Origin of the sequence: Mucilaginibacter segetis, from assembly GCF_016522075.1 — a bacterium.
Taxonomy (GTDB): Bacteria; Bacteroidota; Bacteroidia; order Sphingobacteriales; family Sphingobacteriaceae; genus Mucilaginibacter; species Mucilaginibacter segetis.
This window is the reverse complement of sequence record NZ_JAEHFW010000003.1, coordinates 138,632-165,236: the sequence shown is the minus strand read 5'-3', so window position 1 is coordinate 165,236 and position 26,605 is coordinate 138,632. Positions and strand designations below refer to the sequence as shown.

The following is a 26,605-nucleotide window of genomic DNA, read 5'->3' as shown; positions in this document are numbered from 1 at the left end:
AATTCGGTATATAAACTCCAATGCTTAATTATAACCCGGTATTTATTAAAACCGGGTATAAAAAGCTGCCTGTAAAATATGGTTAACGGTGTGCGTTTCTGCCTGTTTCAGGTACTGATTCAGGTAACCAAACTCCGCGTCAATACCTTTACTGATACGATAACCCAGAGCCACATAAGCCCAATTCTGGTCAAAAAAGTGTGTGTTTGTTTTATTTTTGTTTTGTACATTCACAAACACTTCGTTTTGCAGGGCAACAAAAGCTCCTTTTACAAAGTTTTCTTCGGCCTTAAACGGAATTACGCTTCTGGCAAAATACCTGAGTCGTTGCGAAAAGTAATGATCATTGCTGACGGCGGACGAATTCCCTTTATAGATCTGCTCTAACCGGAAACGATGCGCCAGCCCGATATTTTTGCTGATAGGATGCGAAACTATAAACTGCTCCCATGTACGGTTTTCCGGCCTGAAGGTTTTCTCCCCTCCGGCTCTGCCGTAAGATGCAACATATGCGTAACCTAAAGCTGCGGAGGTATTCTTACTAAAAAAATAATTTACCGAAGGGCGCAGCAATACGGTGTTTACATAATCGTAATGGTTTGCGGTTCGCAACTGCCCGTCAAAAGCAACGCCCCATTTTGGCGAAACCTTTTGGCTGTAAAAATATGCCGCCCAACCCGAGAATTGGTTTTCCTGAGCTGATGCGATAATGGGTAATAAAAAGGTAATAACAAGTAGTAGTAGGGGTTTTTTGTTCATGTTATATAAAATTGATGTTAAAAATTATTCTTTGAATTTCAGCAGCCTCCGTCTGCCGATGTCATAACTTAATCTGAAAGCTTCCTGATTACTGCTGTAACCGGGCGTTTGGTGCAGGCTCAGTACAAATTGCCCACGCAATCCCTTGTAAAGGAAAGGGGTGTAAATAATATCTAAACGGTTATACGTCTTTTTTTCATAATAAGCGTCGCCAAAAGTAATATGGTGCCCGTCGCCTTTGTAAAATTCATCGAACAGTGCAAAGCGTTTATAGCTTAGGTATGCATTGGCAACAAAACCCTTGGGTTTTTGAAAGCCATCTACACCGCGCACCCGTTCCAATGACAGCATGCCTCCAGCTTCAAAATTTAACGAATCCAGAAAGGTTTTATGACTAAAATTAAGGCCCAGTTTAACCTGTGCAGCGCCATTATCCTGTATATGATCGTCAGGAACAGGGATAGCGGGGCCAGCATCATGCAATAAAAAAAAGTAATGCGCCAAATAAAACGGACCGTTCAATACCGGTTGATATTTACCCGAAAATCCGAAAAGGAATTGCTCGCGATCAACATTGGTTTGGCGGCTTACCCAATCTATCCACACCGTTTCTGATACATGTTGATTATGAAAAGTGGTAAGTAAGCCTTCTATATTAGGACGAAAATAACGAAGTGTATCATTCAATAAAGCACGCGGATAATTGGTTAACAAACCTTCGCGCGGAAATTCACCCGCATTAAACAACCATTGTTTGCCCGTAAAGCTGTAATAGGCAACCGGGTTAACCCTTTTAAAAAACGGATTCCCGCCAAACTCATGCAATGCATTTACACCCACAATAAAATGGTTCAGGCTGTCCAGATTAAGGCCAACGTCAAGTGCCAGGCGTGTGCCCGAGTAGGTGTGCGATCGATTTATAAACTCCTTGTATTCACGGTTATCAAAAAAAACTGAGCCGTTAAAATGCACATCAACATCCTGCGCCATAGCAGCCGCAGATGTAAAAATAGCCAGTATTATAAAAACGTATATTTTTTTCAGCATTTGCAAATGGTTACTCTACTACAAAATTAATAAGCTGGTTATTTTTACCACCAACAAACGGATCGGTACGGATAGAAAAAAACAAATCGTACCGTGCACTTTTTTCTGGCGCGGTAACTATAAATTTATAATGCGCGGTTTCGCCGGGTTTTAATATTATATTATAAAAATCGTTTCCCGCTTTCTGCACTTCCATTAGTTTTTCGCGAATAAAAAAGCAAGCTTCAAGCCTTACTTTATGTCTCCTGGGCGAATTGCTGAAATTAATAGTAAATGGATAAGGGTTTGTAAAACTGAGGTCAAAAATTGTTTTTTGCCCCGGTGCTGATTTTATGCGGTAATTTGGCACGCTGAATTTTATTTTTTGATACGTACGCACATTGTCTACCCAGCCGCCATACCATGTACCGGCGGCAGTAATAATAGTATCAGTAGTTATACCCGGCTCCCATCCCTGCAAAACATAATAAGCTCTTTTGTGCTGTAAACTATCTTCAATAGGCCATATATCATATTGTGTACGGCGGTAATAGCGCGAATCATATGCAAATCCCTTTACCGTATTATTATAAAAATTATACTTGGATGGGTTTTGAAACCCTTCGTTAAATATCACATAATTATTGCCCGCTTTGGTATAGATAGCCTTAGCCCAATCGCTAAAGCCAAAATAACTCTTTATAGCTCCGGCCTGTTTTATAGCAGGCAATCCGCTTATAATACATAGGCGTAACAAAACAATTAATATGGTATTAGCTATCGCCAGTTTAATAAACCAGCCGGACAATTCTTCAGATCGCTGAAGATGGATGAGTGCCAACATAGCCAGCGGTACATAAGCGATAAGCGTCCAGTGGAGTTGTACCTCGCCTTTAAAGGAGGTGAGGAAGAAAAAAAACAAGATCCCTATACTGTTAAACAGCAGAGCGCGTATAAATGCATCTTTAACCTTTGTGGTAAAACCCTTATAAAATACAAACCAGCCAATAAGCGGACCGGCCATTAGCAACTGCCCCAGGGGATATTGATAAGAATAAGAAAGATCGTATTTCTCTGACGATCTCTCGCTCAAATGATAGGCAACAGAGGGGTATCCGTGGTTCATTTGCCATAATATATGGGGGATGTAAAGCACAAACGCCAACATCACAATACCCCAAAAAGAACGGCGCTTTAATAACTTCAGGTTTGATATTAAAGTAAAACCAACCAACAAAATACCGTGATACTTACTGTATAGCAGGCACGCTACTACTACCCCTAATATTAAGGTGAGCAATAAGCTGTCCTTTTCTATATATTGCTGATAAAAGAACAGGAAAAGTACCGTAAACAGTAATAATGGCGAATCGGGAGTAGTGGTAAAACCATAGATATGAAATACCAATATACCCGAGCAAACCAATATAAAACTGATGGCGGTTACGCTGTACCTTTTCAACATCAGCCACATTACGTATAACGATGCCGAACTGCTTAACACCGTAAGCAGGCGCAATCCCAATTCGTTATGTAAAATACTATAGCCTGCTTTTATGAATACCGCAACCATAGGCGGATGATCAAAATACCCCCATGCTAAAAACCGGGAGTATACCCAGTAATAGGCCTCATCGGCATGTAGTTCTAATGTTGCGGCCTGTGCTATGTTAAATACCGTCCAGCAGAACAGGAAAAGCCATACCGGCTTATCATTACGAACGTTATTACTTACACTATTTCCAACCATTTATCCGCATATAAAACGCAAAGGTAAAATAAAACAGGCAAGCCTGTAGCCGATTTAAAACGCTTTGCTATTTTTATAAACTCAATGCATTAATTGAATTTTAACATGATAAACAAAACCATAACAAACATTAAAAGCACGCGCCAACACCTGCTTGGGCTTATTGAAGGGTTAACTACCGAACAATTAAACAAAGTTCCGGAAGGTTTTAACAATAACATTGTATGGAACCTTGCCCATATGATCTCGGCACAACAGGGCATTTGTTACTTGCGTGCCGGTACAGAAATAGCTGTTGATGACAAGTACTTTAGCCCCTATCGCCCCGGCACAAAACCCGAGGGTTTTGTTGACAGCACGGAAATAGAAAACATTAAAACCTTATTGTTAAGCAGTGCAGATAAAATGGAAACCGATTATAATAACGGCATATTTGCTAATTATACCCCATGGATAGCACGGTACGGTGTTAATATTAATAACGCCGAGGATGCGATCAATTTTTTGCCTTTTCATGATGGCTTACATACCGGTTATATTATGGCGATCAAGAAATTTGTGTAGCAAATTACTAAGCACATAAAAAATGCCCGGTAAACCGGGCATTTTTTATTTAGATCGTTTTCATATCGCTTACACACCTAACAATAACCTTGTTGGGTCCTCAAGTAGTTGTTTTACTCTTACTAAAAAGCTAACCGACTCGCGGCCATCCACAATACGGTGATCGTATGACAAGGCCAGGTACATCATCGGGCGGATAACTACTTGTCCGTTTACAGCAACCGGGCGCTCAATAATATTATGCATACCCAATATAGCCGATTGTGGTGAGTTAATGATAGGTGTAGACAGCATAGAACCAAACACACCACCGTTGGTAATAGTGAATGTTCCGCCGGTCATTTCCTCAATACTCAGTTTATTTTCGCGGGCCTTACCTGCAAGCACCACAATGGCTTTTTCAATTTCGGCCAGGCTCATGCTTTCTGCATTGCGGATAACCGGAACCACCAATCCTTTGGGGGCGGATACCGCGATAGAAATATCAGCAAAGTTGCTGTATACCACTTCTTCACCTTCTATACGGGCGCCAACAGCAGGCCATTCTTTTAATGCTTCGGTAACGGCTTTAGTGAAGAACGACATAAAACCAAGACCAACACCGTGCTTATCTTTAAATTTCTCTTTGTATTTACTACGTAGTTCCATTATAGGCGCCATATCCACCTCATTAAAGGTGGTTAGCATTGCAGTTTCGTTTTTAACAGCCACTAAACGTTTAGCCACCGTTTTACGTAACGACGACATTTTTTCCCGGCGGTCGCTTCTCGGACCAGCGGGTTGAGCAGGTGCCGCAGGAGCAGCCGTCGGTTTAGGGCTCGCGGCTTTTGGCGCTTCGGCTTTAGCATTCAGCGCGTCACCTTTAGTAATTCTCCCGTCAACACCACTACCACTAACAGCTTTGGTATCAATGCCCTTCTCGGCTAATATTTTTGCAGCAGCAGGCGATGGTGTGCCCGATGCATAGGTAGTTCCTTTTGACGGACTGGTTTGCGGCGACTCGTTAGTTGCATCTGCAACTGATGTACCTGCAGGTGGTGCGCTTGGTGCAGCAGCTCCGCTACCTTCAATGGTGCATACCACAGCACCAATGGCTAAGGTATCCCCTTCTTTAGCTATAGTTTTAAGTGTACCTGCCTTTTCAGCTGTAAGTTCAAAAGTAGCTTTATCTGATTCCAGTTCGGCAATAGCTTCATCCATTTCAACAGCGTCACCGTCATTTTTTATCCAGCGTGATAAAGTAACTTCAGTGATCGATTCACCAACAGCAGGCACTTTTATCTCTAAAGAACTCGCTTCCGTGGCAGTATCTGCAGGAGTTTTTTCTTTTTCTTTTGCGGGTTCAGGTTTTGCCGCCGGGGCTGCATCAGCAGTCGCGGCAGGTGCTCCTTCGCCTTCTTCAATATTTGCCACCACAGCACCTATGGCTAAGGTATCTCCCTCGTTAGCTACTCTTTTTAAAGTACCTGCTTTCTCGGCAGTAAGTTCAAAAGTTGCCTTGTCTGATTCCAGTTCAGCTATCACTTCATCCATTTCCACATGGTCGCCTTCTTCTTTTTTCCAGGCAGACAGGGTTACTTCGGTAATGGATTCGCCTACCGGCGGAACTTTTATTTCTAAACTCATATGTTCAATTGTTGTGGTTTTATATTTTTCCCGGCTGTGAAATTAATTGAATTTTTCAAACCCGGATATTAAATGCCTTTAGCTTTTATTATCAATCTGCTCCGGCGTTTGCCATCTTTTCTGTTTCTCTTTTAATTTTTTCTTTTACCTGTTTACCGGCCGGTGTTTCAAATGCTTTGGTTACAATACGTAATTGCTGTGCCGCGTGTTGTTTTGCGAAACCGGTGGCAGTACTGCTGCCCTCTAAACGAGATATTACTGTTAATCTTAAATATTTATCATCGTGGAATTTACGGCATATATATGGCCATGCACCCATATTCTCAGGCTCTTCCTGTACCCAAATAAACTCGGTTGCTTTTTCGTATCGGGCCCTTACTTTTAAAATTTGCTGTACAGGTGTAGGATAAAGCTGCTCTACACGAACTATTGCTACATCCTTACGTTTATCTTCCTGTTGTTTTTGTAACAGGTCGTAATATATTTTACCGGTACAAAGCAGCACACGTTTTACCTTTTTAACATCAGCGTAACTATCATCTATCAGCTCGTGGAACTTACCATCGGTAAATTCCGTTAAAGGCGATACGCATTCTGCACTACGCAATAAGCTTTTTGGGGTGAAAACAATAAGCGGTTTACGGAAATCGCGATGCATTTGCCGGCGTAAAATATGAAAGAAGTTAGCCGGGGTTGTACAATTGGCTACCTGTATATTATCATCAGCGCAAAGTTCCAAAAAGCGTTCTACCCTTGCAGACGAATGCTCAGGCCCCTGCCCTTCATAACCATGCGGCAATAGCATCACTAACCCGTTGCCCCGCTGCCATTTGGTTTCGGCACTGGCTACATATTGGTCAACAATTATTTGCGCACCATTAAAAAAGTCGCCAAACTGGGCTTCCCAAATGGTAAGCGCGTTGGGGTTGGCTAAAGCATAACCGTACTCAAATCCTAAAACACCATACTCTGATAACAGTGAATTGTAAATGCTAAGCCTGGCGTTGGCGTTAATGGTTTCTAAAGGGGTGTATTCATCTTCCGAATCGGCAAGAGTAAGTACCGCGTGTCTATGCGAGAATGTACCCCGCTTAACATCCTCTCCGCTTAATCTAACCGGGAAACCATCTTTTAACAATGTACCGTAGGCAAGCAATTCGCCCATGGCCCAGTCAAATACCTGGGTTTTGTTCACCATATCATTACGATCCTGAAACAACTTTTCAATCTTCTTAAAAAATTGTTTATCAGCAGGTAAGGTGGTTATCTTATTTCCTATCTCTATTATTTCTTCTTTACTTACTGAAGTGTCAACCGAGGTGATCAGTTCTTTATGCTTCGCTATGTGCAGACCTTTCCAGGCGCCTTCAAACATGGCAATGGTCTCGGTAAAGCGCTCTTCTGATTTTGACTGATCCAGCATTACCTGTAATTCCTGGCGAAATTCCTTCTCCATTTTTTTAGCCAGCCCGGCATCAACACTGCCCTCATCTACCAATTTCTGGTTATAAATTTTCAGCGGGTTGGGATGTGCTTCAATGGCTTTATATAGCAAAGGCTGTGTAAACTTAGGCTCATCCGCCTCGTTATGGCCGTATCTGCGGTAACATAAAATATCAATAAACACATCAGCATTAAACTCCTGACGGTATTCCATGGCCAGATTTATTACATATACCAAAGCTTCCACATCGTCGCCGTTAACATGAAAAACAGGCGCAAGTACTGTTTTAGCTACGTCAGTACAATATGTACTGGAACGGGCATCCTTATAGTTGGTGGTAAAACCTATCTGATTATTAATAATCAGATGTACGGTACCGCCAGTGCGGTAACCGTCCAGTTTTTCCATTTGCAACACTTCGTAAACTATTCCCTGTCCTGCAACTGAAGCATCGCCGTGTATTAATATCGGGGCAATTTTAGAATGATCGCCATTATATTTAAAATCAATTTTTGATCGGGTCAACCCTTCTACAACCGGGTCAACCGCTTCTAAATGCGAAGGGTTAGGACATAGGCTAAGGTGAACCTTTTTACCTTTGGCAGTTTCAATATCCGTTGAGAACCCAAGGTGGTACTTTACATCGCCGCCAAATGGTGATTCTGAATCAAAATTCTTTCCTTCAAACTCCGAGAAAACTTCTTTGTAAGTTTTCTCCATGATATTAGTAAGCACATTTAAACGGCCACGGTGCGCCATACCTATAATAAACTCTTCGATACCCAGATCTGATCCGGTTTTTATAACAGAATCAAGCGCGGGTATAAGTGCCTCAGCTCCTTCTAATGAGAAACGCTTTTGCCCTAAGAATTTAGTGCCCAAAAAGTTCTCAAAAAGCACTGCTTCATTCAGCTTTTTCAGGATCACCTTTTTTTCATCAATGCTGAAAGAAGGTGTGTTACGGCGGCTTTCCATCCGCTCCTCAAACCATTTAATTTTAATGGGGTTGCGCATGTAACGGTATTCGGCACCTATCGATCCGCAATAGGTGTCTTCTAATAATTTCCGGATATCGCGCAAAGTAGCGGTACCCAGGCCAACCTCAACACCGGCATTGAATACCGTATCCATGTCGCTTTCGCTTAAGCCGAATGTTTCCAGCTCCTTACCGGGATAATACTTCCGGCGCTCGCGTACCGGATTGGTTTTGGTGAATAAATGACCTCGTGTACGGTAGCCATTTATCATGTTAAGTACGTTAATTTCCTTAATAAAATGCTCCGGGGTGTCACTAACTGCAGCTGCGGCAGGTTGTGAATCTTTGCCAAAATCAAAGCCCTCAAAAAACTTCTGCCATCCAAAATCCACCGATTCAGGGTCTTGCTGGTAGGCTTCATATAGGGAGTTGATGTAGGATGCGTTGCCGCTGTTAATATAATTCATGCGATCCATGAGAAAACCAATCTTTAAAACGGTACAAAACTAAGCATAATAGTAGAATATGCCGAAAATATATGCTATTACTTTCAATCACTTTTATATAGAATGACAGTTAGTAGATATAGTTTTAAAAAATGGCAATTAACAGCTACGTCCTTGCATATAACAAATTACATTTATTATATTTAGCTATAATAAAATATAGTGAACAATCATCCTAAAACTTTACCTGTAACGGAAACCGTATGTGCTTCTTGCGGAAATTTGGTTAATAATAAATTTTGCGCTGTTTGCGGCGAAAAACAAGTAGAAAAACACGATTTTGCCTTAAAGCATTACCTGGAAGAATCGTTAGAGGGTTTCACACACTTCGATAATAAATTTTTCAGATCAGCCAAACTGCTGATAACCCGGCCCGGCCTGCTCAGCACCTATTATTCAGAGGGACGACGGGTTAATTATATCAAACCCTTTCAGTTTTTTTTAATATGCAACTTGCTTTTCTTTTTGCTGGCGGGTAAGCTTAATACTTTTTCAAGGCCCTTTTCCACTTATTATTCCTTTGCTCCTTATAATACTTTTGGCACCCGCCCGCTTATTAATAGCATGGCGCATGATGAAAATTCGCTTATAAACATGGCCACGACATTTAATGAACGGATGGGCACCGAATCAAAGATCTATATCGTTATTTTCATTCCGGTTTTTGCTGCGGTATGCGCACTGCTTTTTATCAAAAAGAAGAAGTACTTTACGGAAAACCTTATATTTTCGACACATTTTTTTTCCTTTTTGCTGTTATTTTATTTGTTGTTTACCCTTTTAGTAGGAAAACCATTTTACTGGATAATTCACGGTAATTTTTCGGCCATGTTTGATACTGTTGCCAGTATTTTAAGCTTACTGATACTTGGTGTATATTTTGGTATAGCAGCACGTCGTTTTTATGGAGTCAGTAATTGGTATACCGCATTTTGCTCTGTACTTGTTATGGTCATATTTACAATTACGCTAATTGCTTACCGTATGGCACTGTTTTACATGGTTATATATACCATGCATACCACCTGAATATAACACACAAAAATATTTAAGAAAATTTCTGTTAACTGTTAAACTAAATAAACAATAGATAGTCTATACACAAAATGCTACCCAAACCCTATATTCATCTATGAAAAAACACTGAAGTTTATTGTTATAATGCTCTATTTATATAAGGTAGATTTTTGATAAGCTTACCCGGTTGTATTTTATACAATTGTGTGAGCTTATTTAATTAGCAGGCAATCTAAATAAACAAGCAACATCACTTTTCAATTATAAAACCAAACAGATTTACCTGTTAATGTTTATGCAATAGCTTTTGCAGAAAAGTACGCACGTATCCTAACCCTTCAAAAAGGATGGCCAGCAGGCCAATTATAACAGTAAATTGTTCAAAAGGGTTCATTACACAAAGGTATATAATACATAAACGCTTATTGCAAGATTTTGTTACGTTAGCTAACTGTTTCTGTGGCTTTTTTTATTTCAGGGCTTGCTGGCAACCAGGTAGTTATATAATCGCTTTTTGTATCTAACTGATCTGATGGCTTTGCAGCATTAAAAAAACGGTTGCTTTTATTATCGTTACCAACTCCTGCAATAAAGGCCCAGTTACCCCAATTACTTGCCGGCGAATAATCTATCAGCTTTTCCTCAAAATAAAGTGCGCCTTTTGTCCAGTCAACCTGCAAATCGTGGGTTAAGTAAGCAGCTACTGCCTGCCTGCTGTAATTGGTAATATATCCGGTGGCATTTAGCTGGTGCATAGCGGCATCAATAAACGGCACGCCCGTTTTCCCGCTTTTCCATTGCTCAAATAGTTCATCCTGATTTTCGGCCGCCTCTGGTGCTTCTGCGCTGAAACCTTGCGACCTGAAGAATTTCTGCCCATGTTTTTTAAACATAAAACGAAAGTAATCGCGCCACAATAACTCCAGCATTAATGGATCGGTATGGTTACTGGGGTGTCGGTTATGATATTTAACCACCTCCCAGTAAACCTGGCGAGGGGATACGCAACCAATAGCCAGTAAAGGCGACAACCCTGACGAATTAAACACGGCACCCCGTACATTCTTTTGATTGTTACTTTCCTGATCGGCAAAAAACTGGTGTAATTCCTGTAAGGCAACAGTTTCCCCACCTTTAAATTTAACTACAGCACGCGGGTCATCAACCGGCTCGGGTACACCTAATTCCTCTAGAGTAGGTAGTTTACCGGCATCTTTTATTTCCGGAGAGTTAATTTCATCAGGTGCGGGTGTGCAGGGCCTAACCATACTATCACGTTCTACCTTTTTTTTAAAGGTCACAAAGCTATCGGGAATATCCTTTATCGGGAAAGGCAGATCCTCTTTATGATAAAGTGTATGCCCTATAAAATGCTTCAGATTAAGCTGCAATTTCCACAAAGCTGTTTCCACCCTTTCAGATACAGCTGTTTCTTCGGGGGCAACTTCTCGGTGATGGTATACTTCGCTTATTTGGTATTCTTCAGCAAGTGCCGGCAATATTTCGGCAGGATCGCCAATGCGGATAATCAGGTCAGACCCATACGCTCTTAAGTTTTTACGAAGATCAGCTACCGCCTGCAGTAAGAACCTCACACGGAAACTTCCCGTTTTTAATATTCCTGAAAAACCAGTTGTGAAGTAATACGGATCGAAACAATAAACCGGTAAAACTTTATCAGCCTTGCGTATTGCTTCTGATAATATTTCGTTATCATGTATACGCAAATCATTCCTAAACCAAACCAGTATCGTCTTTTCACTCATATGAACAATCTAACCCAAACTTATTTGGGGTAGCCACAAAAATGCTAAATATTTACTTTTTATACGTGTATCAGTCCAATATTTGACATCGTGCCAACATTTACGGATGTTTTTGCCAATAATTTTAACAAACACAACCAAATATACTCTGTTTTACGCGTAAAATAAGCATAGGTTACAGGCGTTAATAATACATAAGCATGATATTTGCTTATTTAAAAAAACGTACTTTTATATTGCAAATCATATATATTATGGCAACCATACAGTCAATTCAAAAGGCTTACATAGATCATGTATTAACCCAGGGCGAGCAGCCAAAGTCGGTTTATGTATTCGCTAAAAAAAATAAAATGACCGAAGAGGACTTTTATCAATTTTTTGGCTCCTTTGACGCGGTAGAGCAAACCGTTTGGGCGGATATTACTAAAACCACCATTGCAGAAATAAAAACGCAGGAGATATGGATGCAGTACTCTGCCCGCGAAAAAGCACTTTCATTTTTCTATAGCTTTTTTGAATTATTAAAGCGTAATCGCAGTTTTGCTATATACAGCATAAAAAAGCACAGTGGTTTAGGCACGCCAAAAGTATTATATACTACTAAAGATATTTTTGAAGAATTTGCCGCTGAAATACTTAATGAAGGCATTGAATCGGGAGAAATATCCGATCGTAAGTTTTTTGCCAAACGTTATAAGGATGCTTTGTGGATACAATTTGGCTTTGTGTTAAATTTTTGGATAAATGATAACTCCGCCGCTTTTGAACAAACTGATGAAGCGATAGAAAAAGGGGTTAACGTAACCTTTGATCTTTTCCAACGTTCGCCAATAGATAACTTGTTTGAATACGGTAAATTTTTGGCAAAGAATGGCGGCATAAAAGAGAAAATGGGATTTTAGCTACCCCCGCTTCTTCTTTAACTTGCCATCATTTAATTTATAAAATTACATTTAACTTGAGCAAAAGCACATCCGCAACTGTTACCGGTAAACATTACTTAGATACAAATCTGGCAGCTATTGCCGTAATATTTGACATGGACGGCACTTTAATTGATAACACCCCTTTTCATTATAAAGCCTGGGAGTTATTGTTTAAAAAACATGATCTGGGTACTTTATCACGCGAAAAATATTTAAATGAAATAAGCGGGGTACCTATATCAACCACCGTAAACCGCCTTTTTGGTGATATTTATGACGAGTCTGCAATAACTGCACTGGTGCATGAAAAGCAACTACTTTATCAGCAGGAATTTAAACCTTACTTACAACCTGTAAACGGTTTAGAAAATTTTCTTGCCGACTTAAAAAATGCCGGTATTAAAATGGCGGTGGCTACCTCGTCAGACATGGCCGATGTTAATTTTATTTTTAACGGCATTCCGTTAAAGCAATATTTTGATATTATAATTACCGGTGACAGGGTAAGCCGGCCTAAGCCCGATCCGCAGATATTTTTAAAAGCGGCAGAAGAATTAAACACTCCGCCACAAAAATGTGTGGTGTTCGAAGATTCCGTTTCGGGACTTAAAGCAGCCAACAGCGCTAACATGAAAGTAGTAGGCATTACTACGGCCCACCCTGCCAATGTAGTAAGCCAGATGGCAAACCTGGTAATAAATGATTACGCCGATATTAATGTACATAAACTGACCGCTTTATTTGATTGACAGGAGATGAGCGATAACACCCCGAAAGAACAAAATAGTATACCTACCAGCAAGGTGGAACGTAGTGCCAGGTTTGTAAAAACAGGTTTTAAAATAGGCGGCAACTATATAAAACATTATTCCAAAAAACTATTCAATCCGGATATGGATAAATCTGAATTGAATGAGGATAACGCAACAGATATATACCAATCGTTGAGTGAATTAAAAGGCAGCGCGTTAAAGGTGGCACAAATGCTTAGTATGGATAAAAACCTGCTGCCGCAGGCTTATGTAGATAAATTTACACAGTCGCAATATAACGCGCCTCCGCTGTCAGGGCCTCTTATTGTGCAAACCTTTCGTAAATATTTCGGTAAAAACCCCGATCAGATCTACGATAAATTCAACATCCGTTCCAATAATGCTGCTTCCATAGGTCAAGTGCATCAGGCGGAGATGGATGGTAAAAAGCTGGCCGTTAAAATACAATACCCCGGTGTGGGCGATTCTATCTCCTCTGACTTAAAACTGGTAAAACCATTCGCCTTCCGGATGCTGGGTATGAGCGAAAAAGAACTGGATGTTTATATGCGCGAGGTGGAAGAGCGCTTACTGGAAGAAACTGATTACGAACTGGAGGTGCGCCGTTCTATTGAATTTTCGGAGGCGTGCGCCAATCTGAACAATATTGTTTTTCCTAAATATTATCCTGAACTGTCCAGCAAGCGAATAATTACTATGGATTGGCTGGATGGACTTCATTTGCGGGAATTTTTACAAACCAACCCGTCACAGCAATTACGCGATCAGATAGGTCAGGCTTTGTGGGATTTTTATAATTATCAGCAGCACGAACTGCGTGCCGTACACGCCGACCCGCACCCAGGTAATTTTTTAATAACACCAAAAGGCAAGTTGGGCGTTATCGATTTTGGGTGTATCAAAGAAATGCCTGATGATTTTTATTATCCGTTTTTCTCGCTTACCTCTACAAACCTGTTCGACAACAGGGACGAAACCATAAAAGCATTCCGTGAACTGGAAATGATAATGCCAAACGACAGCCCTGCACAGATCGACTTTTATTACACCATGTATAAACAAATGATAAGCCTGTTTGCTCAACCTTACATTACCGATCATTTTGATTTTGGAGAAAAATTATTTTTCGATGAACTATTCGGCTTTGGTGAAAAGGTGGCCAAAATGCCCGAATTTAAACAGGCACGTGGCGTAAAGCACTTTATTTATGTAAACCGTACTAATTTTGGTTTATATAACATATTACACGAGCTAAAAGCCCGGGTAAAAACAGATACCTATAAGCCACATGTTGCGGTAGCCTCGTAGTCAACATTAAGCACAGTAAAACACCCTGCGGTTTGCTTTGTTGCACCTAACATGAAAGTGTTACTTGCCGGTGCTAACGGATACATAGGCAGACGCCTTATCCCTATTTTGCTTGAACAGGGCCACGAAGTGGTTTGCCTGGTTCGCGATAAGCGGCGCTTTCATGATCAGAATGATTACAGCGAAAAGGTAACTTTATTAACCGGCGACCTGCTTCGCGAAAAAACGATTGAAGAGTTTCCGGAAGATATTGATGCTGCTTATTATCTTGTGCACTCCATGTCGCAGGCGGCCGACTTTGCCGCGCTTGAAGCCTTATCGGCCCATAATTTTACCGAAGTTTTAAATCACACTAATTGTAAACAGCTTATTTACTTAAGCGGAATTGTAAATGATGTCGATCTGTCTAAGCATTTACTTTCGCGCCGCCATGTAGAGGATGTGCTTAAGGAAGGTAAGGCGGCATTAACCGTATTAAGAGCAGCCATTATTATAGGTTCCGGCAGTTCCTCGTTCGAGATCATCCGCGATCTTACGGAAAAGCTCCCCATCATGACCGTGCCCCGGTGGGTAAATACAAAGTGTCAGCCTATCGGCATACGCGATGTATTGGGCTATCTGGAGGGGGTAATTCTTAACCAAAAAGCTTTTAACAGAACATTTGACATTGGCGGGCCAGATATACTCACCTTTAAGCAAATGATGCTTACTTACGCCAAGGTGCGTGGTTTAAAACGTCATATTATCACTATACCATTTTTATCGCCAAAAATATCTTCATACTGGCTGTATTTTGTTACTTCTACCAGTTATTCGCTTGCGCAAAGTTTGGTGGATAGTATGAAGAATGAAACCATCATGAAGGATCATGCTATTGACGAAGTGGTAAAACGCGATTGCCTCTCCTACGAAGAAGCCTTAAAGCTGGCTTTCGAAAAAATTGAACAGAACTCCATTATCTCCAGTTGGAAAGATGCCTTGAATAACGGGTATCTCACGGCAGAATTTATGGATCAGATAAAAGTACCTCAGCAGGGAACGCTCGAGTATAAAGTAAAACACCCCTTTAAACGCGATAGCGAGGATGTTTTAAAAAACATTATGGCCATAGGTGGTAAGCGTGGCTGGTATTATTGGGACTGGATATGGAATATACGCGGATTTTTAGATAAGGTTTTTGGAGGGGTTGGCTCCCGAAGAGGCCGTACCAGCAGTGTGAACATAGCTGCAGGCGACGTAATTGATTTTTGGCGGGTACTGCTGGCAGATAAATTGAATAAACGACTGCTGCTATATGCCGAAATGAAACTCCCCGGCGAAGCATGGTTGGAATTTAAAATAATTGAACATCATAATAAAACATTCTTAAGCCAGATAGCTACCTTCAGGCCTAAAGGTTTATGGGGACGCATGTATTGGTATTTAATGTGGCCCTTCCATTTATTTATATTTAACGGGATGGCCCGCGAGATTGTTAATTTCGGCAATGGCGAAAAGAAATAAGATATAATATATATGAATAAAGGCATATTAATAACCGGCGGTTCGGGTTTATTAGGACGCGAGCTTACTGCGCTCCTATTAAGCAAAGGTTACACCGTGAATCATTTAAGCCGGACACCCGGAAAAATAGCGCAGGTTAAAACTTATTTGTGGGATATTAAAAAAGGGGAGATTGACGAAGCCTGCCTGGATGGTGTAGAAACCATTATTCATTTGGCAGGTGCAGGCATAGCTGATAAACGTTGGACCGATGAACGAAAGAAGCTGTTAATAGAGAGCCGTACCAAATCTATCGGCCTTATTTATGACCTGATGAAGAGAAAACCCAACCATGTTAACACTGTTATTTCAGCATCGGCTACAGGATATTACAGCGACCGCGGCGACGAGTTACTAACCGAACGATCTGCTCCGGCACATGATTTTTTGGGCTCCTGCTGCGTAGCCTGGGAAAAAGCTGTGGACCAAGGTGAGGCCCTGGGCCTAAGGGTAGTTAAATTTCGCACCGGCGTGGTACTTACCAAAGATGGCGGCGCATTACCCCAACTGGCATTGCCCGTAAAATTCGGTGCAGGCTCGCCCTTAGGCAGCGGTAAACAATGGATTCCGTGGATACATCACCGTGATGTAATTGCAATGTATTTGTACGGCCTGCAAAATCAAAGTTTAAAGGGTGTATTTAATATGGTTGCTCCGCAACCGGTAACTAACCAGCAGATGACTAAAGCGGTTGCTCGTCAATTGCATAAACCGATGTGGTTGCCCAATGTGCCTGCCTTTATATTAAAACTTATTTTTGGGGAAATGGCTACCGTAGTATTAGGCAGCACCCGGGTATCAGCTAAAAAAATTGAAGACACCGGCTTTAAATTTACCTTTCCCGATATTAGCGCAGCCTTAAAAGCGATATATGAATAAAGATACTGTTACTGTTTTTTGGTTCCGCCGCGATCTGCGGCTTGATGATAACGCCGGACTATACCACGCCCTTAAAAGTGGCAATCCTGTTCTACCCGTCTTTATTTTCGACAAAGAGATCCTCGATAAATTAGAAGATAAAGATGATGCACGTGTTACTTTTATTTATAATACCATTGAGGATATTAACACACAGCTGCACAAACACCACAGCAGTTTGCAAGTAATGTATGATACCCCGGAACATGCCTTTAGCAAATTGATAAAAGAATATAATATAACATCGGTTTACACCAACAATGATTACGAACCTTATGCAAAAGAACGCGATGATGCTATAAAAAAACTACTGTCAGGGCATCAAATCGACTTTAAGAGTTTTAAAGATCAGGTAATCTTCGAAAAAGATGAAGTGGTGAAAGATGATGGCAACCCTTACACAGTTTTTACTCCGTATAGCCGTAAATGGAAACAAAAGTTAAATCCATTTTATCTTAAATCCTATCCTGTTAAAAAATATCTTAAAAACCTGCTGCATGTTGAGGCTGAAAATTTACCGGAGTTAAAAACAATGGGCTTTACAGAAAGTAACCTCTCCTTTCCATCAAAAAACTATGAAAAATTTATTGATCATTACGCGCGCGACAGAGACTTTCCCGCAGTAAATGGCACCTCGCATATTGGTTTACATTTACGATTTGGAACAGTAAGTATACGCCAATGTGCCACTGATGCCAATAAAGCACATGAAAAAACATGGCTTAATGAGTTAATATGGCGTGAGTTTTATATGATGGTATTGCATCATTTTCCGCATACTGCAAAAAACTCTTTTAAACCTGAATACGACCGCATTAAGTGGATAAACAATGAGGAACAATTTAAAGCATGGTGCGAGGGGCGTACCGGTTACCCGCTTGTTGATGCAGGTATGCGGGAATTAAATGCAACCGGTTATATGCATAACCGCGTGCGTATGGTAGTTGCCAGTTTTTTAAGTAAGGATCTGCTGATAGACTGGCGCTGGGGCGAAAATTATTTTGCCCGCAAACTGCTTGATTACGAAATGGCCAGTAATGTGGGCGGCTGGCAATGGGCAGCCGGTTCCGGTACCGATGCCGCGCCTTATTTCCGCATTTTTAATCCCGAATCGCAGCTTAAAAAGTTTGACCCCGAATTAAAATATGTAAAAAAATGGGTTCCGGAATATGCTGATTTCAGCGTATATCCTAAACCCATTGTAGACCATTCATTCGCACGCGAACGTTGTTTAAAAGCTTTTAAAGCAGCTCTTAACAAATAATTTATTGGTTAGTTACCTCGGTTATCTGAAACTCAAACCGCAGGCAGCTATGCACCGGGACGGTACCTGTAATTCCGTAGCCCAACCGGGATGGTACTAAAAGTGAAATAGAAGTACCCTCAGTAGCATAATTTTCTAAACCCTCTCTCACACCTGCAACTAAATCCGCCGGAGAAAAAGACGCGGCTTCGGTTTTAGAAGCATCATCAAATACCACATTATTTAAATAGGTACCTGTATAGGTTGTAGTTATAGTTGAAAGATCGGTAATTATACCCTCTGCGCCGGTGCCGGGCACTAATACCTTATAATATAAACCAGTATTGGTTTTTGTATAACCACTTAAGCTATTAGCTTTCATGTAGTTTTGTATCACCATATCATCATAAACCTGCTGATCGTCTATCACATGTACATAATAATCAAGGCATTGGTTACCGGCAATACGGTTGTTGGTGTTTTCAACGCTACCGGTACCGTAACCATTTGTGCCATACGCCAAATGCGACGGGATAAGCACCCGCATGCTGGCGTCACGATATTTTAACAGGTTATGTATAGCTGTTTGCAAACCTTTTGGTAAATTATCCTGTGCTATGTGGCCCAGGTAATCATCAAAATGGTTAGTAATAGTATCAGTAGATACATACTTGCCGTCAAAAGTGCGCAGGGTGTAAACAAAAGATATACGATCCGAATATTCCAAAGGCACGCCATTGCCACCATTAATTATCTTGTAATACATTCCGGAAGTATCGCCACCGGTAGTATCGCGGCTTAAACCGGTAATGGAATTCGCGCTTATATAGTTTTGAATCTGGGTTTCATCGTATTCTTTAATATCCGGGTCTATACCGTTTTTTTTACACGCGGTTAAACCCGTTGCGGCAATCAGTAAAAAAGTAAAAATCTTTTGTTTCATCTATATTAATTAGTTACATCTAAAAGTTGTATATTAAAATCAACCACCGAGTTTGCTGGCAAACCTATAGAGGGTTGATCAAAGGGTCCATACGCATAACGTGACGGTATTAACAATCGTACCGTTCCGCCCTTTTTTATTTTTGGTATGCCTAACTGCCAGCCTTTTATCACCTCGCTTAAGGCGAATGTAGGATGAAAATTATTGCTTTGAGTAAATACCGTATCGGCTCCTAATATTTTACCGGTATAATCAACCGTAACACGCGTGGAATTGGTAAAAAGATCGTTGCCGCTGCCTGGCGCTATCACTACATAATAAACACCTGTTGTATCAATCCGTTTGGCTTCATCGGCCAATCCTGGCGTCGCAGCAATATAATCGGCAATTATTTGATCATCTTTAGCAGCCTGTGCTCTATAATTCGCTACCTCATCATACCCTTTTTTACAGGAGCACAATCCAACTACACACCATAAAATAAGCAGTAACCTGTTCATGCTGTTATAAACGGCAAATTTATTGTTTTATAATTCAAAAAAGGCAGCTTAACATTTTTTAACAAATAGCGGAGAGAAAAAATTGGCGTCAGGGCTTATAGTTAACGGTGAGTTGATTTATTTTTTTCAGCATATCTGTTAAATATTGCTTGTCTGCCTCGCTGATGTGCGCATTAAGGTAATTATTAAACTGTTTAACCACATCTTTAGCAAGTTGGCGCTTTTCTTTTCCCAATTCAGTCAGGTAAATTTTTACAGAACGCTTATCTCCTTTATTAGACTCCCTGTATATCAATCCGTTCTTTTCGAGCTGATTAAGCATACGCGACAGGCTTGTTGATTTAAGGCCAAGCAATGCCGCCGCGTGTGATACCGTAGTACCCTCAACATCATCAATATTAATAAGTAAATAGCCTATTGACTGAGTTATACCAAATTCTGTAACTAACTGATTATAGCGGTTAGCAACTGTTTGCCAAACAATTTTTAAAAAATAATCAATCGTCTCCTGATGTTTTACACTGCTTCGCATAACGCAACAAACATAATACTTTTTACCTACGTTAGTACATTCCGGTTTATACTGCTAAAGCAATATTTACCAGCCCATAGCCGTATCATCCCCCCGGGGATCTGCGCCCGCCTGGTAATACCCCCATTTGGTTTTCAGTATCCCGTCTACCCGCCCTATTGGGCCGCGCACTACTATTTTATAGCCTTTTTCCTCGAGGTCGGCAACTGTAAGCGTATCTAAAGCGTCCTTTTCTACATATATCTGATCCGGAAGCCATTGGTGATGAAAACGTTTCGCTGCTACCGCCTGTTGCATGCTTTTATCAAATTCAACAACATTTAATATGGTTTGAAAAACTGATGTAATAATAGTTGCCCCGCCCGGTGTACCTACTACCATAAACAACTTTCCATTTTTTTCAACAATAGTCGGCGTCATTGATGACAGCATACGTTTACCCGGTTGTATACTATTAGCCTTACCGCCAACCAGGCCAAACATGTTAGGCACACCTGGTTTTGAACTAAAATCATCCATCTCGTTATTCAGCAAAAAGCCTGCACCCGCAACAAATATCTTCGATCCAAACGAGTCATTAAGTGTTGTGGTAATAGATACGGCGTTACCATGATGGTCAACAATGGAATAATGCGTAGTTTGATCACTCTCGTGCCCTACAAACACACCGGGTTGTATACTGGTGCTGGGAGTTGCCGCGCTCCAGCTAAATGAATTCATTCGTTTAATTATATAAGCTGAATCTAACAGGCTATCTACAGGTACGTCATAAAAATCAGGATCGCCTAAATACTTCGACCTATCGGCATACACTCTGCGTTCAGCCTCAGTAACTAACTGAACTGTGGAGTCGCTGTTATGACCCCATCGTTGCAAAGGGTAATTCTCAACTGATTTTAATAGTTGCACCAGTGCTATGCCTCCGCTTGATGGTGGTGGCATGGTAATTATTTTATATTCTTTGTACTTCCCTGTGATAGGTTTTCGCCAAATCGCATGATAATTTTGCAAATCTGCTTTAGTTATAAGTCCGCCTCCTTTTTGCATTTCTGCCACTACCTTATCCGCCACCGCGCCGCTATAAAAACCGTCCCGTTCTTTATCCCTTATCAGTTCTAATGTGTTACCCAGATCTTTTTGTATCAACAGGTCCCCCTCTTTCCAGTCAGTTTCCTTTAACAGATAATTTTTACCCGGGTTAGCCTTTATAAAAACATCGTGATTACTGTTCAAATCATTAGCCAGATGCGCTGTTATTTTAAATCCGTTATTTGCCAGATCAATGGCGGGTTGTACCAATTCGGCCCATTTTAACCTGCCATACTTTTTATGTGCCTCTATCATCCCATCAACGGAGCCCGGTATACCCGATGCCTGATGGGTATACAGGCTCATATCAGGTATCACGTTTCCGGCACTATCCAGGTACATATTGGTACTTGCGCCCTGCGGCGCTTTTTCTCTAAAATCGAGCGTATTGGTATTGCCTTGTGCATCTCTGTAAACCATAAAGCCACCCCCGCCGATATTTCCGGCCTCGGGCAGTGTTACAGCCAGCGCAAACTGTACGGCTACCGCGGCATCAACCGCATTACCACCCTTTTTCAGGATCTCCAAACCAGCTTTCGCCGCATCGGGATAAGCACAAACTACCACTCCATTATGATATTCGCCACTAATATTTTGGCCCAACTCTCCCTGTGTACAGCCAATGCCAAAACACAGTATGGCAGCAACAAAAGTTATTTTATAACAGATATAATGCTTATTCATTATTTATATTTTTGCCAATTTAAATGTTTTGCAACTAAAATTCCACAAGAAATTGAGAGTTTACTACTCTTGAAAATCAATGATATAGAGGCTTTTTTAAGGTTAATCTTTTTTAAACGAGCATAAAACGCTAATTATGCCGTTATTAGCAAAACTACATTTATGAAAAAGTTCACCTTTGTCACACTAATTTTAACATCCTTTTTACTGATCTCGAAACGTTCAGACGCTCAGGATTATCAAACAGCCGTAGGCTTAAAATTCGGCGGATTTGAGAACGGGCCATCCGTAAAGTATTTCACCCAAAGCAATGTTGCCCTTGAGGGTATATTAGGGATACGCGATCATGGTTTGGTCATCACGGGTTTATATGAGATCCATCAGGAAGCTTTCAACGTCCCTTTACTTAAATTTTATTATGGCTTTGGTGCACATATTGGTTCAGTAGGTCGTGGAAATTATAAACGATTTAACGGCGACGACCAATATTACGGCAACAGTCACATTTTATTAGGTGGTGACGCAACTTTAGGTTTGGAATATACCCTTCCGGATGCACCCATTGCTATAAGTCTTGATTTAAATCCCAGGCTTGAACTGGCAACCGGTCCCTTCTTTGATCTTGCGCCGGGCCTTGGCTTAAAGTACACTTTTAAATAAAGTTCTACTTTACTATAATTATTTTTTTAGCATACACCTTTTGCCCCAAATTTACCTTTAACAGGTAAGTGCCGGGCAATTGGTTAGTTACATTTAATACAGTACTGAAGTTACCGGCACTTATAGCTTGCGATTGCTGATATAGTACAGTTCCCGCAGTATTCACTAAAGACAATTTGAGTAAGCCCGCGTCTTTAGCAACAAAAACCACGTTTATTTTATCATTTGCAGGTACAGGGAATATAGTTAAACCAATATCTGTAGACTGATCGGGATTCTTCGCTATTAACGCGTAAGAGTAACTATCCGATGTGGCAACACAGCCACCGTTCAATACTACCTGCACGATATAATTACCGCTTTGCAAGGGTGTATAGCTTTGGCCGGTTGCTCCCGGTATTACTACACCATCTAATAACCACTGGTTGTTTGCAGCAAAACTGGAATTTAATATTTCGCCGTTTTGGGTAATAACCGGTGTACTTAATTGCACAGGTTGCCTGGCTGCTGAAGGGCAACCGGCACTTTTAATATGCATGTCATAAAAATAATAATAGAAGTTTTTATAATAGGTGGTATCACTGGTATTAGTACCGGATATGGCATTGTTAGAAGCAATGCTAAATATGTTACCAATATTGAAAGGATAACCGCTTACACCACCATTATTACGATAAATGGTAGCATTTTCATAAGTTGGAGTTATGGTATATTTTCCCGCTGCCGGAAGTAATAAATTAAGGTTATAAACCTCCCCCTGATCCGCAGGATCATCAACCAACGCCCCCGCCTGAGGATTACTGCGTGTAGCAGCAACATTTAACGTTACTGATGATACCACCTCTCCGTTATCCGCTGTAACGGTGAATGTTATTTTACCGGGGTTGCCGATATATAAACGCGCTGTTTCTATAACAACGGGTACTTTAGTAGTTACAATTACCGAAGGTGTGAACTGATTATACCCACCCGTGCTGAAAACATTCTTATTGACCGGCCCTACATTTCCGCTAAAGTCATTGAGCCCTGCATAATAGGTATTGTTAACCGGGGCATCTGGCACAAGTGCTGGTGAACCATAGGTAAATGGCAAAGCATCCGCAAGGTTTTTATACCAAAATAACTGCCCGTCTCCGGCACCTGTTAACTGATATAGTTGGGTATTGGTACAATAATAAGCCGAAAGATCGCTTATCTGTGGCGGTGAGCTTATACTGATAACTGCCGATGTTTGATCATTTATTGAAATAGGATCGCCGGATAAATGGGTTTGGGCTGTTATACTATAGCTTGCTCCTGCAACAGTGTTGAATTTTTCAGTAAAGGTAAAATCCACCTCATCCAAAGGATCAATGGAAGCTTTATAAACTTCATTAAAAGTAACAACGGTATTATTTGCGCTGGTAACCGTTACCGTTACCGGGATGTTGCTTATAGGAGCACTGCCGAAATTTTTGAGCCTGACTACTGGGGCAGTGGCAACGGCACATAGCGGCCCCGTTTCGGTATTAACAATTTCAGTTACACCGGCATCAGCTAACGGTTTTAAAAACTGCACACGGTAATCTTCCGTCTCACCCTTTGCATAGCTTCCGCAAGCAGTGATTGATGCAGTATCTGTAGTTTCGGTTAGTACTACCCGCAGCAAGCCAAAATTACCGGGAGTAACCGTTAAAGGCACTGTAATGTTGCCGGTAAAGGTACCGTTCCCATTTATAACGCCGCTGGTAGCAACCAATTCGTTGTTATTAAAAACACCATCGGCATTCCAATCTATAAATATTTTTGCGGCTTTATTAAAATTAGCACCACAAGTACCAAACGCGATGCTGAATGGATATGTTTTTGCCTGTTCCAGCTGTAAGGTAAGGCTTGTAAAATCGGAATACCCGGCGCAACCTGCCGCCGGAGTATTATTTACATTAGCCATGGTAAAATTAGTTATTTTGGAATCAGCTGTGGATGTTGGAGCCGACGCGCAATACGCCGCACCACCTATGCCGGTAGCGATAATGGAATACGGCTGGCTACCCGATTTTAGCGTCCCTTTATGGCTGATGGTTATGGTATATGTTTTACCCGGAATGGCATTCGCAATATAAACCTGTTCTATATTATCACGGATATTATCGCCTGTAGTTGCCGGAGCAGAAGGGTTGTCCGGATTTAATACCCAGGGGGTATATGTAATTGTACTATCGCTTACGCGGATATCAAGGTCATTAACCAATTTTGGTACGCGACTATTAATAACACCTTCGGTTGTTGGTGTACCCTCCGGATCTGTCCATGATATGCTTACCGATAACGGCCCATTACCTGATGCAGTTACCTTAAATGTTTTAACCTCGCCCTGCTGCAATACATTTTCACTGATAAGGCTTTTATCTTTATTATCGGTTATAGCCTGGGCAGCTGCACGCATGTTAAGCAGTCCCCATCCATAAATGTAATCAGGACCTACGTTACCAGCATCAAAGGCTGTATGGCATGCCAAACCCTTTAGAGTTGCAGCACGCATAAAAGTGCCATTATTTTTTTGCGCATAATATTCCTGCAACAAGTATAAAGAGCCCGCTACATTTGGCGATGACATGGACGTACCTGAAAGCCTTAAATAAGAAGTCGGACTATTAACACCCGTAGATAACACATTCTCACCGTCGCCCACAATATCCGGTTTTATTCGGCCATCGTCCGTAGGGCCCCAACTGCTGAAGTAAGAGATGGCTACATCCTGCCGATTAACCGGTCCGTTGGGCAAAGGCCCAACAGAACCTACGGTAAGTATATTTTTGGCATTGCCGGTAGTGCTTATAATATCATAACCACTGTTATCGCTTATAGTAGCCGGGCGTGCGCCTTTATTTATTATGGTTGCATTATTCCGACTACTGTATCCATAATACGTTTGACCTACTGCAGGGCCATTGCTGGCACGACTATTACCCGCAGATTCCACAATCAGGTAATAGGGCGCGTTATAAGCTATCTTATCCCATGATTGCACCCGCGAATCATAAAAACCGAAGTTATAATCTACTGAGTCACCCGGAAGGCCATACCATTCCCATCTTGTTTGGTCTGGGTTGTACTCCCATCCCGCAACATCACCATAGGAGTGATTAGATATCAGCAGACCCGCGGCCGCGCCGCTCATTTCAGATACATCATTATTAAAATCCCAGGCAAGTAATGTCGAAGCATTAAAAGCCATTCCCTTTGCAGGATCATACACCCCTTTTGCTATCATGGTACCTGCCACATGTGTGGAGTGGTCAAGTATTGATGCGTTATCTTTTGCTGTAATAGTTTTTCCGGCAAATTCAACATGCTGCTGGTATACTTGGCCGCCATCCCATATGGCCAGTTTATTAGCCAAAAAACTGCTGGAACCCGAAAGATTTAACCCTAAAGCGCCACCAGGTTGTACCGTATTAGTACCCGTTGTGGCTGCTGCAATTGTATTGTTATGAGTAGTGATGTAAACCGGAAACCCTAACGCGTTTACCCCCTGCAGCACAATTATATTACCATTTGGTGTTACCCTGAGGGTATCCCATCCATAAGTGGGCGCTAAAGAAAATGCTTTTTGCTTATTGATTAAAAAAATCCGTTGCGAATTCAGAGAAATTTGATCCAAATTTTCTGTCTGCCTGGAATTAACTAAAGGAACCTGGCCAAATGCAGTTGTTACGCAGCATAAAAAAAACAGTTTAAAAAAAAATGCCGCGTAAAATTTCTTCATAAATATGGATTATATTGATATAACAAGTTTCCGTATTTAAAAGCGAATTATAAAATAACTGGCTTAAATTTTGCATCTTTTAATATAAATTCTTTTATACGTCAACAAAAACCTTCCGGTTATAATATAGAGCAATAAATTCCATTTTTATAAACCTATAATTAAAATTCTCAATTACCCATATCGGGGAATAAATTACCCATATAGGGGAATTTAATTCTCACTATAAAACACTTCTATTTATAGTTTTTTCCATAAAAAGGCAAACCGTTTGCGTTATTAATTCGTATTTGGTGTGAACT

The 26,605-nt window shown here is 41.0% G+C and carries 20 protein-coding genes; 9 read left to right on the top strand and 11 right to left on the bottom strand.

What is annotated here, in order from left to right; translation table 11 throughout:
- Positions 1-45: 45 nt before the first annotated feature.
- Genes I5M19_RS14400 through I5M19_RS14390 form a run of 3 tightly spaced genes read right to left on the bottom strand, consistent with a single transcriptional unit; the run spans position 46 to position 3,535 of the window.
- Positions 46-759: a DUF2490 domain-containing protein gene (locus I5M19_RS14400; RefSeq protein WP_200067061.1), complete on the bottom strand. Its 714-nt coding sequence runs from the start codon at positions 757-759 to the stop codon at positions 46-48.
- Between the two features lie 24 nt (positions 760-783).
- Positions 784-1,806, bottom strand: coding sequence for a hypothetical protein (locus I5M19_RS14395; protein ID WP_200067060.1), 1,023 nt, complete (start codon positions 1,804-1,806; stop codon positions 784-786).
- Between the two features lie 10 nt (positions 1,807-1,816).
- Complete coding sequence (locus I5M19_RS14390; protein WP_200067059.1) at positions 1,817-3,535, bottom strand: ArnT family glycosyltransferase; 1,719 nt, start codon at positions 3,533-3,535, stop codon at positions 1,817-1,819.
- 105 nt (positions 3,536-3,640) lie between these two features.
- Here I5M19_RS14390 and I5M19_RS14385 point away from each other — a divergent pair, with 105 nt between their 5' ends.
- Positions 3,641-4,099 carry a DinB family protein gene (locus I5M19_RS14385; RefSeq protein WP_200067058.1) on the top strand — a complete coding sequence of 153 codons (459 nt, stop codon included), beginning with the start codon at positions 3,641-3,643 and terminating at the stop codon, positions 4,097-4,099.
- Positions 4,100-4,168: 69 nt separating this feature from the next.
- On the opposite strand, the gene odhB is transcribed toward I5M19_RS14385, so the two are convergent.
- Together odhB and I5M19_RS14375 are read right to left on the bottom strand one after the other, a co-directional pair.
- On the bottom strand, positions 4,169-5,725 hold the full coding sequence (odhB, locus tag I5M19_RS14380) for a 2-oxoglutarate dehydrogenase complex dihydrolipoyllysine-residue succinyltransferase (protein WP_200067057.1): 1,557 nt from the start codon (positions 5,723-5,725) through the stop codon (positions 4,169-4,171).
- 91 nt (positions 5,726-5,816) lie between these two features.
- Positions 5,817-8,621 (bottom strand): 2-oxoglutarate dehydrogenase E1 component, encoded by a 2,805-nt coding sequence (locus tag I5M19_RS14375; RefSeq protein WP_200067056.1) that lies wholly within the window; start codon positions 8,619-8,621, stop codon positions 5,817-5,819.
- 192 nt (positions 8,622-8,813) lie between these two features.
- On the opposite strand from I5M19_RS14375, the gene I5M19_RS14370 reads away from it, so the two are divergent.
- Positions 8,814-9,680 carry a DUF3667 domain-containing protein gene (locus I5M19_RS14370; protein ID WP_200067055.1) on the top strand — a complete coding sequence of 289 codons (867 nt, stop codon included), beginning with the start codon at positions 8,814-8,816 and terminating at the stop codon, positions 9,678-9,680.
- Between the two features lie 431 nt (positions 9,681-10,111).
- Here the strand turns inward: I5M19_RS14370 and I5M19_RS14365 are convergent, their stop codons facing one another.
- Positions 10,112-11,434 carry a DASH family cryptochrome gene (locus I5M19_RS14365; RefSeq protein ID WP_200067054.1) on the bottom strand — a complete coding sequence of 441 codons (1,323 nt, stop codon included), beginning with the start codon at positions 11,432-11,434 and terminating at the stop codon, positions 10,112-10,114.
- A gap of 254 nt (positions 11,435-11,688) precedes the next feature.
- Between I5M19_RS14365 and I5M19_RS14360 the strand changes: the two genes are divergently transcribed.
- From I5M19_RS14360 to I5M19_RS14335, 6 genes are read left to right on the top strand one after another with little or no spacing between them, the layout of a single operon-like run.
- Entirely contained in the window at positions 11,689-12,339 is a 651-nt protein-coding gene (locus I5M19_RS14360) for a TetR family transcriptional regulator C-terminal domain-containing protein (RefSeq protein WP_200067053.1), read from the top strand.
- Positions 12,340-12,395: 56 nt separating this feature from the next.
- Positions 12,396-13,112 carry an HAD family hydrolase gene (locus tag I5M19_RS14355; protein ID WP_200067052.1) on the top strand — a complete coding sequence of 239 codons (717 nt, stop codon included), beginning with the start codon at positions 12,396-12,398 and terminating at the stop codon, positions 13,110-13,112.
- Between the two features lie 6 nt (positions 13,113-13,118).
- On the top strand, positions 13,119-14,444 hold the full coding sequence (locus I5M19_RS14350; protein ID WP_200067051.1) for an ABC1 kinase family protein: 1,326 nt from the start codon (positions 13,119-13,121) through the stop codon (positions 14,442-14,444).
- A 51-nt stretch (positions 14,445-14,495) separates the two neighbouring features.
- Positions 14,496-15,947 carry an SDR family oxidoreductase gene (locus tag I5M19_RS14345; RefSeq protein ID WP_200067050.1) on the top strand — a complete coding sequence of 484 codons (1,452 nt, stop codon included), beginning with the start codon at positions 14,496-14,498 and terminating at the stop codon, positions 15,945-15,947.
- A 12-nt stretch (positions 15,948-15,959) separates the two neighbouring features.
- Positions 15,960-16,865 (top strand): TIGR01777 family oxidoreductase, encoded by a 906-nt coding sequence (locus tag I5M19_RS14340; RefSeq protein WP_200067049.1) that lies wholly within the window; start codon positions 15,960-15,962, stop codon positions 16,863-16,865.
- Positions 16,858-18,168, top strand: coding sequence for a cryptochrome/photolyase family protein (locus I5M19_RS14335; protein ID WP_200067048.1), 1,311 nt, complete (start codon positions 16,858-16,860; stop codon positions 18,166-18,168). The genes I5M19_RS14340 and I5M19_RS14335 overlap by 8 nt, the downstream gene beginning before the upstream one ends.
- 1 nt (position 18,169) lies before the next feature.
- Here the strand turns inward: I5M19_RS14335 and I5M19_RS14330 are convergent, their stop codons facing one another.
- The 4 genes from I5M19_RS14330 to ggt all read right to left on the bottom strand — a co-directional run bounded on the left by I5M19_RS14330 (position 18,170) and on the right by ggt (position 21,895).
- Complete coding sequence (locus I5M19_RS14330) at positions 18,170-19,090, bottom strand: FKBP-type peptidyl-prolyl cis-trans isomerase (RefSeq protein ID WP_200067047.1); 921 nt, start codon at positions 19,088-19,090, stop codon at positions 18,170-18,172.
- 5 nt (positions 19,091-19,095) lie between these two features.
- Positions 19,096-19,590 carry an FKBP-type peptidyl-prolyl cis-trans isomerase gene (locus I5M19_RS14325; RefSeq protein WP_200067046.1) on the bottom strand — a complete coding sequence of 165 codons (495 nt, stop codon included), beginning with the start codon at positions 19,588-19,590 and terminating at the stop codon, positions 19,096-19,098.
- A gap of 88 nt (positions 19,591-19,678) precedes the next feature.
- Positions 19,679-20,122 (bottom strand): MarR family winged helix-turn-helix transcriptional regulator, encoded by a 444-nt coding sequence (locus I5M19_RS14320; protein ID WP_200067045.1) that lies wholly within the window; start codon positions 20,120-20,122, stop codon positions 19,679-19,681.
- A gap of 66 nt (positions 20,123-20,188) precedes the next feature.
- Entirely contained in the window at positions 20,189-21,895 is a 1,707-nt protein-coding gene (gene ggt / locus I5M19_RS14315) for a gamma-glutamyltransferase (protein WP_200067044.1), read from the bottom strand.
- 162 nt (positions 21,896-22,057) lie between these two features.
- On the opposite strand from ggt, the gene I5M19_RS14310 reads away from it, so the two are divergent.
- The gene (locus I5M19_RS14310) at positions 22,058-22,555 is read left to right on the top strand and encodes a hypothetical protein (RefSeq protein WP_200067043.1); all 498 of its coding nucleotides are present in this window, start codon (positions 22,058-22,060) and stop codon (positions 22,553-22,555) included.
- A gap of 4 nt (positions 22,556-22,559) precedes the next feature.
- Here the strand turns inward: I5M19_RS14310 and I5M19_RS14305 are convergent, their stop codons facing one another.
- A complete protein-coding gene (locus I5M19_RS14305) occupies positions 22,560-26,303 on the bottom strand; it encodes a S8 family serine peptidase (protein WP_200067042.1) in 3,744 nt (1,247 codons plus the stop codon).
- Positions 26,304-26,605 lie beyond the last annotated feature (302 nt).